Raw genomic sequence first — 16,632 nt, forward strand, 5'->3', positions numbered from 1 at the left:
GCCCACCCCCGTCGGCCTCGGCCTCAAGACGTGTCTCACCCTGCTGGGCGTCGCCCTCGCGGTGAGAGTCGTGTTGGCGCTCGGCACCGACGTCTACTTCGACACCGCCTACTACTGGCAATGGGCCCAGCGGCTCGACTGGGGCTACTACGACCATCCGCCGCTCATCGCCTGGCTCATCGCCGCGCTCGGCATCCACGGCACCGCGTTCCTCTGCGGCACCGGCACCGTGGTCGCCGTGTGGGGACTGGCCCGGGACGTGTACCAGAGCCGTGAAGCCGCCTGGCGCGCGGCGGCCCTGTGGAGCGTGGTGCCCGGAGGCATGGTGGCCGGCGTCTGGGCCACACCGGACACCGCCCTGCTGCTGCTCTGGACGCTCGCGCTGTGGGCGCTGTGGCGCGAGCGCTGGCTCTGGGCGGGGCTGGCTTCGGGCCTCGCGGTGCTGGCCAAGTTCCCCGCGGTGCTGCTGGGCGTGGCCTTCCTCGTCACCGCGCTGAAGCACCGACGCCTGCCCCGAGGCGCCTGGGGCACCGGCGTGCTGGCCGCGCTGTTCCTCGTGCCGGTGTTGCTGTGGAACGCACGGCACGACTGGGTGGGCATCGCCTTCCAGCTCCGCCATGGCCTGGAGGGACAGGGCGGGTGGAAGACGCTGGGCGAGTTCCTCGGAGGCCAGTTCGCCTTCGGCGGTCCGGTCATCTTCCCGCTCGCGCTGGTGTACGCGCTGCGAGGACCTCGCGAGCAGTTCCTGCTGCGCATGGCGGCCCTGGTGCCCCTTTTGTTCTTCGGCTACGCGGCGTCGCGCGCGCGAGGCGAGGTCAACTGGACGACCATGGCCTACCTCTCCGTGTGCGTGGGCGTCGCGGGCATGCGGCGCCCCTGGCAGCTCGCGGCGGCGTTCTCAGGCCTCGCGGTGGTGCTCGCCGTGACGCTGCACCTGTTCTTCCCCATGCTGCGCTTCAAGCGCGATACGGCCCTGTGGCGCACGCACGGCTGGGAGGTGCTGCGCGCGCTGTCCGCACCCGAGAAGCTCTTCCCCGAAATGAAGCCAGGCGACGTCGTCGCCGTGTACGCCGGCAACTACCAGCTCGCGTCAATGATTGCCCACTACTCGGGCATCCCCGTGGGGACCGCGGGCCTGGTGCGCATCAGCCAGTACGACGTGTGGCCAGAACCACTCGTCCCTCCGGGAAAAGACGTGCTCTGGGTGGAAGAAGATGGGCCCCTCCCGCCGCCCGCGTTGACCAGTCATTACGAGTCAATGGAAGACCCGGCCGAGCTGGTTGGAACTTTCCAGGGCCGCCGTCTGCATTTCTTTCGGGTGTGGTGGGTGCGGGGCAAGAAGCCCTGACCCTCCCCGGAGGGCATGACAACTTCCAATCGCAGTCATCGATAACCAGGGAAACCGTCTTTGCTCATTAAGCGGGGTCCCCCTCATGTCGACTGTGTCCAGTGCGGGTTCGCGCCGAGTCGCCACCGCCACCACCGCCGCGGCAGCCACGCCTCCCACCGTGCGTCAGGGCTCCAAGGGCGCGACAGTGACAACGCTTCAGAAGAAGCTGGCCGCCGCGGGCTTCAACCCGGGCCCCATCGACGGGGACTTCGGGCCGAAGACGCGCGCCGCGGTGCTGTCCTTCCAGAAGGCGAAGGGCCTGAAGCAGGACGGAATCGTCGGCCCGAAGACCTGGGGCGCGCTGAACGCGGGGGGCGTGAAGCCTCCGCCCAAGCCGCAGCCAGGGACGAAGGGCACCGCGGAGGCGTTCGTCCAGAAGGCGCTCGCGCAGAAGGGAGACCGGTATGTCTTCGGCGCGGAGACGAACCTGAACGACCCCAACCCGTCCAAGTTCGACTGCTCGGAGCTGGTGCAGTGGGCCGCGCACCAGGCGGGCGTCTCCGTCCCCGACGGCACGATGAACCAGGTGCCGTACTTCAAGCAGAAGGGCACCACCATCTCCGTCGACGAGGCCCTGCGCACGCGCGGCGCGCTGCTGTACCGGCCCGGCCACGTGGCCATCAGCCTGGGCGACGGGCGCACCATTGAAGCGCGAGGCTCCGCGTACGGCGTGGGCATCTTCAACGCCAATGGCCGAGGCTGGACATCCGGCGCGCTCATCCCTGGCCTCAAGTACGGGTGAGCCGGGGACGACGGGTGTAGAGTGCGGCCACCGGCGCTCCCATGGCGCCGGAAGTGCTCCGCATGGACCTCGCCCTCTTCCTCGTCGGTCTCGTCAAAGTCGTGCTGGGCGGCCTCATCGCCGCGCTGGGCATCTGGCTCGCGCTGCGCGGCCTGAGCCGCATCCTCGGCACCAATCCGGTGGAGGAGCTGCGCCAGGGCAACACCGCCGCCGGCATCGTCCACGCCACCAGCCTCGTGTCGCTGGGCATGCTCGTGCAACACGCGGTGCAGGCCACGTCGGACGCGGTGGACCTCACCGTGCGCACCCAGCCCTTCCATCCGATGATGGCGGGCAAGCTGCTCGCGGTGGCCGCGTTGCACGTGGGCCTGTCGCTGGGAGTCGGCGTCGCGGTGCTCGCGCTGGGCATCCTCCTGTTTGACAGGATGACACCCGGCATCGATGAGCTGGCCGAGGTGCGCAAGGGCAACATCGCCGCCGCGCTCATCCTCTCCGCCATCCTCCTCGTCCTCGCGCTGCTGACGGCGCCGGGGCTCCAGGCCGCCCTCAACGGGCTCATCCCCTTCCCCCAGCTTCCCGAGGGGACGATGGTCGCTCCCGGATAGCGGGAGGGCGTCGTCGAGCCCATGTCCACCAGCTCCGGCATGAAGATGGCCTTCAAGCTGCTCCTCGCGCTGCTCGGCGTGGGGAGCTGCCTGTGCTGCTGTGGCCTGGGGATGATGGGCCAGTTGGCGGACATGAACGTGCGCTCGAACGTGCCTGTCCCGCCCGTGGGCGAGGGCGCGGTGGAGCTGGGCACCGTGCTGATTCCCGCCGACACGTCGCTGTCGCGCGCGCGCACGTATGACTGGAACGCGGAGAGCATCCATCCCCCCGGGAACCGGCTGACGTACGGCCTGGGCGACACGCTGGACGCGTGGCTGGAGGACCAGCACAAGGTCTTCGGGCGCAGGCTTCGCTACCGCTCCCTCGGCGGTGAGCGCTTCACGTATCAGCCGCCGCGCGGCTGCTCGGCCGACATGCGGTGCATCTACGAGGAGCTGATCCGCAGCAACGAGGGGCCGGTGAAGGCGCTGGGCGAGCGCTTCGTTACGTCCGTGCGCGAGCGGAACCTGGACTCCGCGCAGGCCGCGCAGCTCATCCTCAACTTCGTGCAGCGCATCCAGTACGAGCTGCCCCTGGACGAGCCCTTCGGCATCATCCCCCCCGCGCTGGTGCCCGCTCGCAACAAGGGCGACTGCGACTCCAAGGCGGTGCTCGCGGTGATGCTGCTGCGGCAGGTGGGCATCGACGCGGTGATTCTCTACTCGGACCCGCTGGCCCACGCGGCGGTGGGCGTGGGCCTGCCGGGCACGGGCACCCGCATGCGCCACGGTGGGCGCACCTACCAGTACGCGGAAGTCACGGCCGAGGGCTGGCCGGTGGGCATGATTCCGCCCAAGTACGACAAGCCCCGGCTGTGGCGGGTGATGGCGCTGGAGTCCAGCACCTCCGGCTAGCGCGCCTCCACGGGGGGCGCGGCGAGCACCTCGCGCAGATACCGCTCGTACGCCTCCTTCATCGGAAGCTCCGAGTCCACCCCGAGCCGGCGGCGGGTCGTCAGGTGGCGTGAGCCATCGCGAGGGTCCACGCCTTCCTTCGTGTAGTGCTCCCAGCGGATGGCCGAGCCCCGGCGCTGCCAGAGCGCCAGCTCGTTGAAGTTGATGCCCCGCTGGAAGAGCAGCTCGTGCTTGAAGGACACCGGGCGCCCGTCCAGCTCGCGCGTGGCCTGCGCCGCGCTCAGCCCCTCCTTGCGCAGCGTCCAGTAACACCAGCCGTGCAGCGAACACCGCGTGCCATCCGCCTGGCGCCACGCGAAGTAGTCCAGCACCGAGCGCTCATCCGCGCCCAGCCACACGCGCCCATCGAACACGGCCGGAACGCCCAGCGCGTGCGTGAAGGTGGCGCTCGCGAGGCCCGCGGACAGCGACACCAGCTTCTCCACCTCGCGGTCGTACAGCGACCAGTCCGGCCGGAAGAGCACGGAGATTTCGTCGCTCTGCGTGTACGCGTACGCGCCCTGGAGCTCCTCCAGCAACGCGCTGGCCGTGCGGACCATCAGCCGGTGGAAGAGCGGGTCGAAGGGCTTCTCGAAGCGCTCCTGCGTGAAGCGGGAGAAACCACGTCCATCCACGCGCACCACCGCCCACGCTCCAGGCAGGAGGCGCAGGTCATGGAACATCTCGCCTCGTCGCATCCGCTGGGCCAGCTCATCCGGGTCCCACATCTCGCTCCTCCTTCCAGTCCTCGACGATGAAGCCGCCGTCGGCGGCCCACTTCACGTGGGACAGCGAATCGAAACCTTCCTCGATGCTCGGCCGCCGCAGGCACTTCACCGTGGCGTACAGCGCCACCTCCGGCACCCTGGCACGGCCCTCTCGCTTCGCGTTCCGTGCCAGGCAGTCCGCGAGCCGCGACTCGAAATAGAAGCCGAGCACTCGCGCACCCTGCTCGTGCCCCAGGGCGATGAGCGGCGCGCGCTGCTCCAGCGTGGGGTGCGTGTTGTCCACCACCACCGAGCGCCCCGCGCTCAGGGCCTCGACGATGAGCCTGCGCTGCCGGGCCTCCTTGCGCCGCGCATGCGGCCACAGGTCCTTGCTCACCAGCACGTGCGTGTCCGCGAAGCGGCGCTGGAAGAAGCGGCTCTTGCCGGAGGCCTGTAACCCGATGAAGAGGATGAGTTCCATGACGGAGCCCCTCCCGACGCGACGCCCGAGCCTCGGCTGACGCTCGGCACGCGGGCTCCGGTGAGGGCGACCTCCGAGAGCACGGCACCTCTAGCGCGCACGTCTACCCGACGCTCCGCGCGCTGTGTGGCTTTGCACAGCTCACACGCCCGCCACCCCGATTGTGTTGATTCGGCTCGATTGTCCGGATTAACAATTAAGTCTCGAATTACACAAATTAAAGAGCTGTCGTAATCCGCCGCTCGGACTGGAGCAGCAGGCGGCGGGAGCAGCACGAAGCGCAACCCGAACAGGAGACACCGAATGGAAACCCCCTTCTCGTCGTATGCGGGACGCTGGCGTCGGCTCTCTGTCATGGCCCTGGGCTGGGGCCTCCTCGCACCGCTGCCGGTGCTCGCGGCGTCGAAGCAGCCGTCACGCGCGGGAGTCGAGCGCGGCGCGGCGCTTCCCGCGCGCATCGTCGACACGCTGGCCGCGAGCGCGGCGCGGCCCGCCACGGGCCTCTCGGCCTCTGTGAGCGGACGTCACGCGCTCGTCACGGGGACAGGCCGCGTCTTCCACCGCACGGACAACACCATCCATGCGCTGAGGACGCTGGCGGTCCCCAAGACGCAGCTGCAGTTGCACGTCTGGGAGGAGGAAGGCGCGGACGGACAGCGCCAGGACTTCTTCGCCTACAGCCGGGGCGGCACGGAGCTGGTGGGCCGCGCGCAGCCCACGACGTACCAGGTGCGCCTGGAGCACGCGCGCTTCGACCCGCTGCGCGAGGCGGTGCCCCTGGTGGCGGGCCTCCTCGCAGCGGACGCGGAGAACACGCTGTCGCTCGTGCAGCTCCAGGCCACGCCGCTGCCGGAGCTGCGTGAGGCGCTGGAGCGCGAGGGAGGCAAGGTGCTGCGCTTCCTCACGGACCACACGTTCCTGGTGGAGATGAGCGCGGACACCCGCAAGCGCGTGACGGAGCTGCCCTTCGTGCGCTGGGTGGGGCCGTACCATCCCGAGTACCGCGTGGAGGGCGTGCTGCGCGATGCCCTGACGGGGCGCGCGGCGCGACTGGAGCCGCAGCGCTACTCCATCATGGTGGGCGAGCGCGGCGCGGCGCGGCAGGGAGAGGTCGCCGAAGCGGTGCGCAAGCTGGGCGGCACGGTGGAGCTCATCGAGGCGGGAGGCCTGCGCCTGGAGGCCACGCTCACCCAGCCCCAGCTCGAGCGGCTGGTGCGCTCCAATGCGGTGCAATACATCGACCGCTGGGGTGGGCCGGGTGAAGTGGACATGAACAACGTGCGCGAGGTGGGCGGCGCCAACTACCTGGAGAAGTACGAGACCTGGACCGGCCAGGGAGTGCGCGGGGAAATCTTCGACACCGAGCTGCGCACGACCCACCAGGAGTGGGCCACTCCCCCCCTCATCCACAGCACGTCCAGCGCCGGCAGCGCGCACGGCACGAGCTGCTACAGCATCAACTTCGCCAGGGGCGTGGACGCCAACGCGCGGGGCCTCCTGCCCGACGGTCAGGGCATCTTCTTCCTCTACAGCCAGTCCACGCAGTTCGGCGGCACCAAGTCGCGCTACGACATCAACCGTGAGCTGACGGACCCGGCCGGCCCGTACCGCGCAGTGTTCCAGACGTCGAGCGTGGGCAGCGCGCTGGGCACCGCGTACACCACCATCTCCGCCGAGGTGGACGACTACCTGTTCAAGCACCCCATCCTCAGCACCCAGTCGCAGAGCAACGCGGGCACGCGCAACTCGCGGCCCCAGGCGTGGGCGAAGAACATCGTCTCCGTGGGCGGCTTCTACCACTACGACAACGCCAGCCCCGGGGATGACCGGTGGAACGGCGGCGCCAGCATCGGCCCGGCGGCCGACGGTCGCATCAAGCCGGACCTCTCGTTCTTCTATGACGCGGTCCGCGCGGCCAACAACACGAGCAACAACTCGTATTACAACTTCAGCGGCACCAGCGCGGCCACGCCGCAGACGTCGGGCCACTTCGGCCTGCTGTTCCAGATGTGGCACGAGGGCGTGTGGGCCGGCTTCGGCGGTGGGACGGATGTCTTCGACAGCCGCCCGAAGATGGCCACCGCCAAGGCGCTGATGATCAACCTGGCGTCCCGCTACGAGTGGACCCTGGGCGGCACCAACGCCGACCTGACGCGCGTGCGCCAGGGCTGGGGCCACGCGGACGTGGAGCGCCTGCACACGCGCGCCGCACAGACGAGCATCATCAACGAGACGGACAACCTCCTGCCCCTGGGCATCAACACCTACTCGGTCGCCGTGCCGCAGGGAGAGAAGGAGTTCAACGTCACCCTCGTCTACACGGACCCGGCGGGCACCGTGGGCGCCGCGCAGGCGCGCATCAATGACCTGTCGGTGCGCGTGACGTCGCCGTCGGGCGTCATCTACTGGGGCAACAACGGGCTGTCCGCGGGCAACGTCTCCACGCCCGGCGGCGTGTCCAACACGGTGGACACCGTGGAGAACGTCTTCGTCCGTGAGCCCGAGGAGGGCACCTGGACGGTGGAAGTGCTGGGCGACCAGATTGTCCAGGACACGAACCTGTCGACGCGCGCCATCGACGCCTTGTACGCGCTCGTGGTGAGCGGCGGCCTCATCCAGCCGTAGTCGTCCCCCGACGTCGGGTGGGCCGGTGTTCCCTCGCGGGGCACCGGCCCGCCCACCGCGCGACACGGCTCCATCCGAGACACTGGCCGTCGTCGCGCCCGGATGGCATGACAGGGCCCCATGGCCCGTGACGTCTCCTTCTTCGACCAGCTCGGCTCACTGCTCGCCCGCGAGCGCGAGGCCGAGAAAGCCCGCCTGGCCACCCTCGCCGAGGGCCTGTCCCTCCATGAGCGCGAGGAGCAGGGCCTGTCCGTCCTGGACCTGGAGACCGTCGAGGAGGAGGTCGGCCTGGGCGGCCGCGTCCTGCTCACGCTGGCCCGGGCCGATCGCGCGAGACTGCCTTCCCGGCTCCACAACGGCGACCTCGTGGCCGTGTTCCCCCGCCGAGCCGAGGTGAGCGAGCCCGCGAAGGCCCTCATCTCACGCGCCAGCGCCACGCGCCTCCAGCTCGCCTTCGACCGCTCGCCTCCGCCGTATGTCCACGAGGGCCTGCTGCGGCTGGACGTCGTCCCTAACGACATCACCTACGAGCGGATGCGCAACGGCCTCCAGCGCGTGAAGGCGATGGACAAGGGCCTGGAGCGCCGCAAGCGCGAGGTCCTCCTGGGCAACGAGCCCCCGCGCAGTGACACGCCCCGCCCCTTCGAAGCCGGCCGCCCCCTCAACCCGGAGCAACTGGACGCGGTGGGACGCGCGCTCGCCGCCGAGGACTTCTTCCTGGTCCACGGCCCGCCGGGCACCGGCAAGTCCACCGTGCTGGCGGAGGTCGCCGCGCAAGCCGTGGCCCGGGGCCAGCGCCTCTTGTGCACCGCCGCCAGCAACGCCGCCGTGGACCACCTCTTGGACCTGTGCCTGGCCCAGGGCCTGCGAGCGATTCGCGTGGGCCACCCCGCCCGCGTCGCCGCCCGGCTCCAGGAGCACACGCTGGACATCGTCGTGGAGGAGCACCCCGACCGCATCATCTCCAGGGACCTCTTCGACGAGGCGTTCTCCCTGCTGGGCTACGCGCGGCGCCAGCGCACCCAGGGCCGCAGCCGCGAGCGCTTCTCCAACGCGCGCTCGTCCACGACGGAGGCCAAGGCGATGCTCGACGAGGCCCGCGCGCTGGAGCGCAAGGCGGTGCGCTCCGTGCTGGCCAACGCGGACGTCGTCTGCGTCACGCTCGCGAGCCTCGAGTCGAGCGTGCTCTCCGGCGAGAAGTTCGACCTGGCGCTGCTCGACGAGGCCACCCAGGCCACCGAGCCGCTCGCGCTCCTGGGCTTCCTGCGCGCGCCCATCGTCATCCTCGCCGGAGACCCGCAGCAGCTGCCCCCTACCGTGCTCTCCCAGGAGGCCGCCCGCGCGGGCCTCGCGGTGAGCCTCTTCGAGCGGCTGCTCGCGGACCACGGCGACGGCGTCAAGCGCATGCTGCGCGAGCAGTACCGGATGAACACGCGCATCATGGACTTCCCCTCCCGCGAGATGTACGGCGGCGCGCTGCGCGCCCACCCCTCCGTCGCGGACCGCACGCTCGCGGACGTCCTGCCTCCCGACACGCAACTGGACGCCCCGCCCGTCCTCTTCCTCGACACCGCGGGCAAGGGCTTCGATGAAGAGGTGGAGCCCACCACCCGCAGCCTCTTCAACACGGGCGAGGCGGACCTGGTGGAGGCTCGCGCCCGCGCGCTGCTCGCGGCCGGCCTGTCCCAACGGGAGCTCGCGGTGATTACCCCCTACAGCGCCCAGGCCCACCGCCTGCGCGAGCGCCTGGAGTCCTTCGCCCCCGACGTCGAGGTGGACACGGTGGACGCGTTCCAGGGCCGGGAGAAGGACGCCATCCTCGTCTCCCTCACCCGCTCCAACAGCGAGGGACAGGTGGGCTTCCTCAACGACTTGCGCCGGATGAACGTCGCCCTCACCCGCGCCCGCCGACACCTCTTCGTCGTGGGCGACTCCGCCACCCTCAGCGCGCATCCCTTCTACGCACGCTTTATCGAAGGGACTCAAACGACCGAGGGCTACCGCTCCGCCTGGGAGTGGCCGGACGCCCTCTGAAACATCCAATCCCTCTCAGTGATACAGGTCTCGCCTGACCCAGCCCTGGGGTACTACGCAAGGACTGTCAGGGTCATGATCCAAAATTTGTCGCCTGGGCGAACCAAATTTGTCACCTGACCCTCTCCATGCGGGGTTCAGTGCCCGGATATCGAGCATTTGGCTCCAAACCCGCTGTCGGGCACGAGACGTGCTTGTGCCCCAGGGTGGGGAGGAACCGCCACATGTCTCAGCGGCCGAATGTCACGAAGGAAAACGACGTCTGGGTACTCCGTATCGAGAAGGAGAACGGGAGGGTCCAGGAGTATCGCTGTGCGACGGAGAATCAGGCGCGGCAGCTCGCGCTGGTGATGTCCAAGCCCGATACCGGGGCGCCGCCACGGCCTCCCTCGCCGCCGCGCTAGAGACAGGACACGCGCTGGGGTAAGCCACGGGGAGGAGTCGCCCGTGTCCACCTCGCTCGAATCCCGCTTCGTCGACGCCCAGGGTCTGCGCCTTCACGTGCGCTGGCGCCCGGGCGCCGACACCGCGCCCGCCGTGCTGTTCCTCCACGGCTGGCTGGACCACTCCCACAGCTTCGATGGCGTCATCGAGCATGTGCCCGCCCATTGGCGACTGGCGCTGCTCGACTTCCGGGGCATGGGACAGAGCGCGCACGCGCCGCCCGAGGCCCACTACCAGTCCGGTGACCACCTCCTGGACATGGAGGCCGCACTGGATGGGCTGGGGCTGGGCAAGGCGCACCTGGTGGGCCACTCGCTGGGCGGCATCGTCGCGCTGACGTACGCGGCCGTGCGGCCGGAGCGGGTGCTCGGCCTGTCGCTCATCGAAAGCATGGGTCCCACCGGCGGCCCGCCCGAAGTCGCGGTGGCGCGGCTGCGAGGTTTCATGAATGACTCGCGCCGGCCCCCGAATCGCAAGCGCTACCCGGATGTGGCGTCCGCGGCCGCTCGCCTGCGCGAGAACAACCCCTCCTTGCCGGAGGCCGCCGCCTTGCATCTGGCCGAGCACGGCACCGAGCCGTACGAAGGGGGGGTGGCCTTCACGTTCGATTCACGACACCGTCGCCGCTTCGCGCAAGGGTACGACGAAGCACAGTGGCTCGCGCTCCAGGCCGCGCTCACCTGCCCGGTGCAGCTCATCCGGGGCCAGGAGGGCCTGTGGCCCGACGCTCCGAAGTTGGATCGCCGGGTTCTGGCCCTGCGCACCCTCGTGGCGCCCCCTCAAATGATTCCGGGGGGACATCACGTGCATATGGAGCAGCCCGCCGAAGTCGCCCGCGCACTGGCCGACTTCATCCGCTGAAGAGGCCCGCACCGGTCAGAACCCCTGGAAAACTCTTTCACCTTCCAGGGTAACTCCGTTCCCTCCACGGCCCTCTCCGGCGACTGCGCATCTCAACCCCTTGAATTCAGGACACCACCCTAGGTCCCACGGGTTGGTATGCGAATTGGAGAGGGGGAAGTCGGCGGATCACGCACCGGACCCAGACGGGTGCGTGTGGGGAGAAGGGTGAGGAGCGGACAATGGGGATGGGGTTGAGGGGGCGAGTCCTCGCGTTGGCGGTGCTCGTCGCCACCGGACTGGTCGGCTGCCACGAGGGTGATGAGACCCGCGCGGTGCATGCGACAGCGGTGGTGGACATGGACGTGCTCGACTTCGGGGAGGTGCCGGTGGGCGAGTGGCGGGAGCGCGAGGTGCGCATCCGCAATGTCGGCTATGTGCCCTTCTTCGCCATCGAGGCACTGGCCATTGTCGGCAACCCCTCTTACGAGGTGGAGCTGGCGGAAGGTGGCGGCCGGGTGATGCCGGGCGAATCCCATCTGGTGCGCGTGCGCTTCCATCCGCTCGGCGAGGGCGTGACGGAAGAGACGGTGTACGTCTCCACCGACGCCAACCAGGGCGCGCAGGCGCAAGTGCGCGTCACGGGCCTGGGCACGCCCACGCAAATCATCATCGACCCGCCGGTGCTCGACTACGAGACGCTGGAGGTGGACAGCGAGCGCAACCTGGAGGTCACCATCACCAACCCGGTGGACCTGCCGCTGACGCTGGCGGTGCGCGGCGACTGGCCGGACCCCTTCACGCCGGACACCATCACCATTCCTCCCCTGTCCTCGCGCAAGGTGAGCACGCAGTACCTGCCGCGTGCGCTGGGCGCCATGGACGCGCGACTGGAGGTGCGCTCGTGCGAGACGTGTACCGCGTCGGTGGTGGACCTCAAGGGCCACTCGGTGGCCACGGCCTTCGTGTTCGACCCGGCGCCGGTGCCGTTCGACTTGATTCCGGTGCATGAGCGCACGCAGTCCTTCACGCGGGCGCGCAACATCACCTGGCGGCCAGTGACCATCGCCCAGCTCGTCACCAGCGACCACGCCTTCGTGCCGCTCTCCAAGCCGGAGGGCTCCACGGTGGCGCCGGGCGAGGTGGTGGAGCTGAAGATGGAGTTCGCCGCGCGCTTCTCCGGCCCCAACGTGGGCGACCTCAAGGTGCACTACGCCTCCGACAAGCCTCGGCGGTCGGAGGTCATCCTGGATGCGCGAGGCGGCCGTCCCACCCTGGCGGTGACGCCGGTGGCGCTGGACTTCGGAGAGCTGCCGGTGGGCGGCAAGGTGGAGCGGGTCATCCGCATCTCCAACGCGGGCACCAACGGCTCGCTGCGCTTCGTGGGCGTGACGGCGGATGGCGCCAGCACCCAGTTCAGCGTGGACGTGCCCACGCGCGGCACGCAGCGCTATCCGTGGACGGCGGGCGCGTGGCCCGCGTTCGAATCCGGCGGTCTGGAAATCGCGCCGGGCAACGACGCGCTGGAGCTGAAGGTCTACTTCGAGCCGACGTCGGAAGGCAGCTTCCAGGCGCGGCTGCGCGTGCGCTCCGACGACGTGTTCAACCCGGAGCGAGAGGTCATCCTGACGGGCCGGGCGCGCACCAGCGGACCGTGCGTGTACGAGCTGCGGCCCCAGCCGGTGATGGACTTTGGCAACGTGGTGCCGGGCCGAGGCGCGGTGCTGGGCTTCTACTTCCGCAACCCGGGCCGCGCGGAGTGCGCGGTGAAGGACGTGCACCTCTCCAACGACGCGAATGGCGCCTTCTTCATGCCGGGCGGCAAGCTCACCGGTGGCGTCGTGCTCTACGACACGGCCTTCAGCGCCATGGTGGCCTTCCGGCCCTCGGCCGAGGGTGAGTACACGGGCGAACTGAAGCTGACGGTGAACAACCCGGCGGCGCCCACCGTGACGTTGCCCCTCAAGGGCGTGTCGAAGGCGAGCTGCCTCGTCGCCACGCCCGCCTACGTGGACTTCGGCCCCATCCGCTACGACTGCGCCGCGGCGCCGCGCAAGACGTACATCGCCAACCGGTGCAGCGAGCCTGTCACCGTCACGGGCGCCGACATCGGCAATGGCACCAGCACCCAGTTCTCCCTGCTGACGCCCATCACCCAGCCGCGCACGCTGCTGGCCGGCGAGGGCTTCGAGCTGGAGGTGGACTACGCGCGCAACGTGCTGGGTCAGCACTACACGCCCATGTACCTGCGCGCCGCGAACGAAGCCGCGCCCTTCCTGGTGCCGCTGATTGGCGAGACGAACCACGAGGGCATCCAGGTGGACCGCTACACGCAGGGCACCGACAGCCAGCTCGACGTGCTCTTCGTGGTCTCCAACACGACGACCATGGACCCGTACCAAGAGCGCCTGAAGTCGGCGATTCCCGGCTGGCTGGACTACGCGCGGCAGCAGAACGTGGACGTGCGCGTGGGTGTCACCAGCACGGGCCTCGTGCAGCGCGGGCCACAGTGTGGGGGTGGCGCCAACGGCGGCGAGGCGGGCCGGTTGTTCCCGGTGGACGGCAACCGCGCGCGGGTGCTCTCCAGCAACAGCCCCAACGCGGCGGCGGGGCTCCAGTCCAACATCGACGTGGGCCTGTGCCACAACCTGGTGCAGGGCCTGGAGACGATGCGCCAGGCGCTCTCCGCGCCCCTGTCCGAGCAGACGGACGACCCGCGCACCGCGCAGCCCAACGACGGCAACTGGGGCTTCACGCGGCCAGCGGCGAGAATGGCGGTGGTGGTGCTGGCGGACGAGGACGACAACTCGGGCTTCGTGCCGGACAGCTACATCCAGTTCCTCCAGACGTTGAAGGGCACGGGCATGTCACACCGCAGCCAGCTCTACGCGCTGGTGCCCACCGACAGCCGCTGCACCACGGCGGGCAGTGACGCGGACCGCTTCGTGGCGGTGGCGCGTGGCACGGGCGGACGGGCGGAGTCCATCTGCGAGGGCGACTACCGCCCCCTGCTGGACTCGGTCATCCAGCGCGCGGGGGACCTGCAGGCGGACTTCCCGCTGACGGCGGAGCCCGCGGGAGCCGCGGAGATGACAGTGCGCGTGCAGGGCCAGTCGGTGCCGGAGGCCCAGTGGTCGTATGACGAGGATGCGAACGCCATCGTCTTCGGAGGCGCGGCGGTGCCGAGGCCCGGACAGACGGTGGAGGTGCGCTACCGCAGCGTGTGCAAGGTACCGCCCGCCGCTCCCTGAGGTATGGCGCCCCGCATCCGTCTGGATGCGGGGCGCTGTCGTCGCGGGGAAATGACGCGGCGCGGGCTTCCGCACGTGGCCCCGGCACGGCTATCCTGGCGCGGACGTGGAGACATTCGGCCGCTACGAGCTGTTGCGGAAAATCGCCATCGGCGGGATGGGCGCCGTCTATCTCGCGCGGCAGAAGGGGCCGGTGGGCTTCCAGAAGCTGCTGGTGGTGAAGCGGCTGTTGCCCCACCTGTCCGAGGACGACGAGTTCATCGAGATGTTCCTCGACGAGGGGCGCATCGCCGCGCACCTCAACCACCCGAACATCGCCCAGATTTACGACTTGGGTGACGTGGACGGGCAGTACTTCATCGCCATGGAGTACGTGCATGGCGAAGCGGTGGGGCCCCTGGGACTCAGGGCCCAGCAGCGCAAGCTGTCGATTCCGCTGGCCCTTAAGTGCCGCATCATCGCGGACGCGGCGGCGGGGTTGGATGCGGCGCACAACGCGCGCAGCCCGTCGGGCCGCAAGCTGGCGTTGATCCACCGGGACGTGTCTCCGCAGAACGTGCTCGTCGGCTACAACGGCGGCGTCAAGATCATCGACTTCGGGGTGGCGAAGGCGTCCGGGAAGTTCTCCCAGACGGTGGTCGGCACCATCAAGGGCAAGCACGCGTACATGTCCCCGGAGCAGGCGCGGGGCGAGCCGCTGGACCATCGCTCCGACATCTTCGGGCTGGGGACGGTGTTCTACGAGCTGTTGACGCACCAGCGGCTGTTCAAGCGCGACACGGAGATCGCCACGCTCAAGGCGGTGGTGGGGACGAAGATTGTTCCCCCGTCGGAGCTGTCGTCGGACATCCCCAAGGAGCTGGACGCGATTGTGCTCAAGGCGCTGGCGCGCAAGCGCGACGAGCGCTTCGCGTCGGCCGGTGAGGTCCAGCTCGCGTTGGATGAGTTCCTCGTGCAGCACAAACTGCACGCGACGCCGGCGCACCTCGCGGCCTTCATGCAGGACACGTATTCGGAGGAGCTGGAGGAGGAGCGGCTCGCCGCCGAGCCCACCGTCATCCACTACGACCCGCGCATCGCCGCACGGCAGCAGGCCGCGGCGGCGGCAGCGGCGGCGGGTGACACGGGCAACCATGCGCAGAAGGCCGCGCCGCGTGCGGCGCAAGTGCCTCCGCGCAAGCCGGGGAGCTCATCGCCCTCCGCGCCGGCCTTGCCGTCGAAGCCTCAGGGGAGCGTGTCCTCGTCGTCGACCTCGCCCATGGGGCCTCGACGCGCGGGGGCGGTTTCCTCGACGACCGCCGCGCCTGTTCCGCGAAGCCAGGGCACCAGTGGCGGCTCGCCGGCTCCGGTTGCTCCGGCCAAGGGCGGCACGGGCTCCGGCAAGGCGCCCTCGCCTCCTCCCGGCCGAACGGGTTCCGCGCCCAAGCGCGTGCCGACCCGCCCAGGTCCTCAGGGTGAGCCCGAAGACTCGTAGCCAGGTGCGGGTGAGTCCGGGCCCGGGTTGAACGCCGGACCCGTCTGAGACACCCACTTGCTTCGACCCATCGGGACACGGGAAGCCCGTGCCCGAGGGTTCCACTCACCCGCTCAGCGGTTCTTGCCGTCGAACTGCATCGTCTTCACGTCGCCCAGGTCGACGCCGTCCAGGCAACGCACGTTGATGGCCGCCATCTCCGAGCCGTCCGGGCCCACGCCCCGCGCGAAGGAGCGCACGCCACACTTCGAGCAGAAGACGTGGTGGATGACCTTCTTGTTGAACTGGTAGTCCGTGAGGGCCGCCTCCCCGGAGCGCAGCGTGAACTGCGCAATCGGGGTGAAGCTCAGCATGGAGCCCGTCTTCTGACAGATGGAACAGTTACACGTCACCGCGGGCTGGGAGAGGTCCAGCTTCACCTCGTACCGAACCTGCCCACAGTGACAGCCGCCTTCGTAGCTCTTGAGGTCGCTCATGCGCGGCATCCTGCATCGCCTCCCCGGAGCCACCCACGCGAAATCGCGCGCCGCGCCGCGCCAAACGCGAGCCGCGACACGACACCATCACGTGCCGTGCGGCTGTCCGTGAAACGGCCTGCTACAGGCTCGCGAGCGCCACGCGGTACAGCGCGCGGTAGCCCATGCGCGGCGCGGGCTCGAAGCGCTCCGCGTTGAAGATGTCCTTCAACAGCGACACCCCGTCCGGCGAGGACTGCAAGGCCAGGAGCGACGACTCCAGCGCCGTCACCAACTGCGGCTGAAGCCCCATGGCCACCGGCACCCCGTCATTGGGCGCCTCGTCCGTGTAGGCGATGAGCTCGAAGCGGCGCCCCGCGCCCGCCCCCAGCACATCCTCCACGCCCGTGCCGTACGTCAGCCCCGTGGAAGACGGAGGGCAGAAGACGCTCGTCACGTCCGCCTTGCCGTCCAGCACCGACTCCAGCGCGCCCCGGTAGGAGCCCGTGAAGTGCTGCGCGAAGAAGGCCCGCGCGGGCTCCAAACCCTGCGCCTTCAGGTAGGCCGTGGGCAGCAGGTAGCCCGCCACCGAATCCCGGTCCACCCACGCCGCCGTGGTGCCCTTGAGGCGCTCCACCGTCAGCCCCGCCC

At 69.7% G+C, this 16,632-nt stretch carries 14 protein-coding genes; 10 read left to right on the forward strand and 4 right to left on the reverse strand.

What is annotated here, in order from left to right:
* The 4 genes from HR086_RS33810 to HR086_RS33825 all read left to right on the forward strand — a co-directional run.
* A partial coding sequence (locus tag HR086_RS33810) for a glycosyltransferase family 39 protein (protein WP_254626576.1) occupies positions 1–1,348 on the forward strand: 1,348 nt, incomplete at its 5' end.
* A gap of 85 nt (positions 1,349–1,433) precedes the next feature.
* Positions 1,434–2,132, forward strand: coding sequence for a peptidoglycan-binding protein (locus tag HR086_RS49460; protein ID WP_217442055.1), 699 nt, complete (start codon positions 1,434–1,436; stop codon positions 2,130–2,132).
* A gap of 62 nt (positions 2,133–2,194) precedes the next feature.
* Positions 2,195–2,737 carry a DUF350 domain-containing protein gene (locus HR086_RS33820; RefSeq protein WP_174467702.1) on the forward strand — a complete coding sequence of 181 codons (543 nt, stop codon included), beginning with the start codon at positions 2,195–2,197 and terminating at the stop codon, positions 2,735–2,737.
* A 21-nt stretch (positions 2,738–2,758) separates the two neighbouring features.
* Positions 2,759–3,631 carry a transglutaminase-like domain-containing protein gene (locus HR086_RS33825; RefSeq protein WP_254625332.1) on the forward strand — a complete coding sequence of 291 codons (873 nt, stop codon included), beginning with the start codon at positions 2,759–2,761 and terminating at the stop codon, positions 3,629–3,631.
* On the opposite strand, the gene HR086_RS33830 is transcribed toward HR086_RS33825, so the two are convergent.
* Positions 3,628–4,398, reverse strand: coding sequence for a tRNA(His) guanylyltransferase Thg1 family protein (locus tag HR086_RS33830; protein ID WP_174457565.1), 771 nt, complete (start codon positions 4,396–4,398; stop codon positions 3,628–3,630). The genes HR086_RS33825 and HR086_RS33830 overlap by 4 nt on opposite strands.
* A complete protein-coding gene (locus tag HR086_RS33835; protein WP_174457566.1) occupies positions 4,382–4,858 on the reverse strand; it encodes an ATP-binding protein in 477 nt (158 codons plus the stop codon). The genes HR086_RS33830 and HR086_RS33835 overlap by 17 nt, the downstream gene beginning before the upstream one ends.
* A gap of 303 nt (positions 4,859–5,161) precedes the next feature.
* On the opposite strand from HR086_RS33835, the gene HR086_RS33840 reads away from it, so the two are divergent.
* The 6 genes from HR086_RS33840 (at position 5,162) to HR086_RS33865 (ending at position 15,526) form a co-directional block, all read left to right on the forward strand.
* A complete protein-coding gene (locus tag HR086_RS33840) occupies positions 5,162–7,483 on the forward strand; it encodes a S8 family serine peptidase (protein ID WP_174467703.1) in 2,322 nt (773 codons plus the stop codon).
* A 120-nt stretch (positions 7,484–7,603) separates the two neighbouring features.
* On the forward strand, positions 7,604–9,517 hold the full coding sequence (locus HR086_RS33845) for an AAA domain-containing protein (protein ID WP_174467704.1): 1,914 nt from the start codon (positions 7,604–7,606) through the stop codon (positions 9,515–9,517).
* A 224-nt stretch (positions 9,518–9,741) separates the two neighbouring features.
* Positions 9,742–9,921 (forward strand): hypothetical protein, encoded by a 180-nt coding sequence (locus HR086_RS33850; RefSeq protein ID WP_141647550.1) that lies wholly within the window; start codon positions 9,742–9,744, stop codon positions 9,919–9,921.
* Positions 9,922–9,964: 43 nt separating this feature from the next.
* A complete protein-coding gene (locus tag HR086_RS33855; RefSeq protein WP_174463208.1) occupies positions 9,965–10,822 on the forward strand; it encodes an alpha/beta fold hydrolase in 858 nt (285 codons plus the stop codon).
* 221 nt (positions 10,823–11,043) lie between these two features.
* Positions 11,044–14,052 carry a choice-of-anchor D domain-containing protein gene (locus tag HR086_RS33860; protein WP_174463207.1) on the forward strand — a complete coding sequence of 1,003 codons (3,009 nt, stop codon included), beginning with the start codon at positions 11,044–11,046 and terminating at the stop codon, positions 14,050–14,052.
* A gap of 106 nt (positions 14,053–14,158) precedes the next feature.
* Entirely contained in the window at positions 14,159–15,526 is a 1,368-nt protein-coding gene (locus tag HR086_RS33865) for a serine/threonine protein kinase (RefSeq protein WP_373564388.1), read from the forward strand.
* A gap of 113 nt (positions 15,527–15,639) precedes the next feature.
* On the opposite strand, the gene HR086_RS33870 is transcribed toward HR086_RS33865, so the two are convergent.
* Positions 15,640–16,002, reverse strand: a complete 363-nt coding sequence (locus tag HR086_RS33870) for a GFA family protein (RefSeq protein WP_174457571.1) — start codon at positions 16,000–16,002, stop codon at positions 15,640–15,642.
* Between the two features lie 121 nt (positions 16,003–16,123).
* Positions 16,124–16,632, reverse strand: a 509-nt coding sequence (locus HR086_RS33875; RefSeq protein ID WP_174467705.1) for a phosphate/phosphite/phosphonate ABC transporter substrate-binding protein, incomplete at its 5' end; no start/stop codon positions are given.

This window comes from Myxococcus sp. CA039A (genome assembly GCF_013336645.1).
Taxonomy (GTDB): domain Bacteria; phylum Myxococcota; class Myxococcia; order Myxococcales; family Myxococcaceae; genus Myxococcus; species Myxococcus llanfairpwllgwyngyllgogerychwyrndrobwllllantysiliogogogochensis.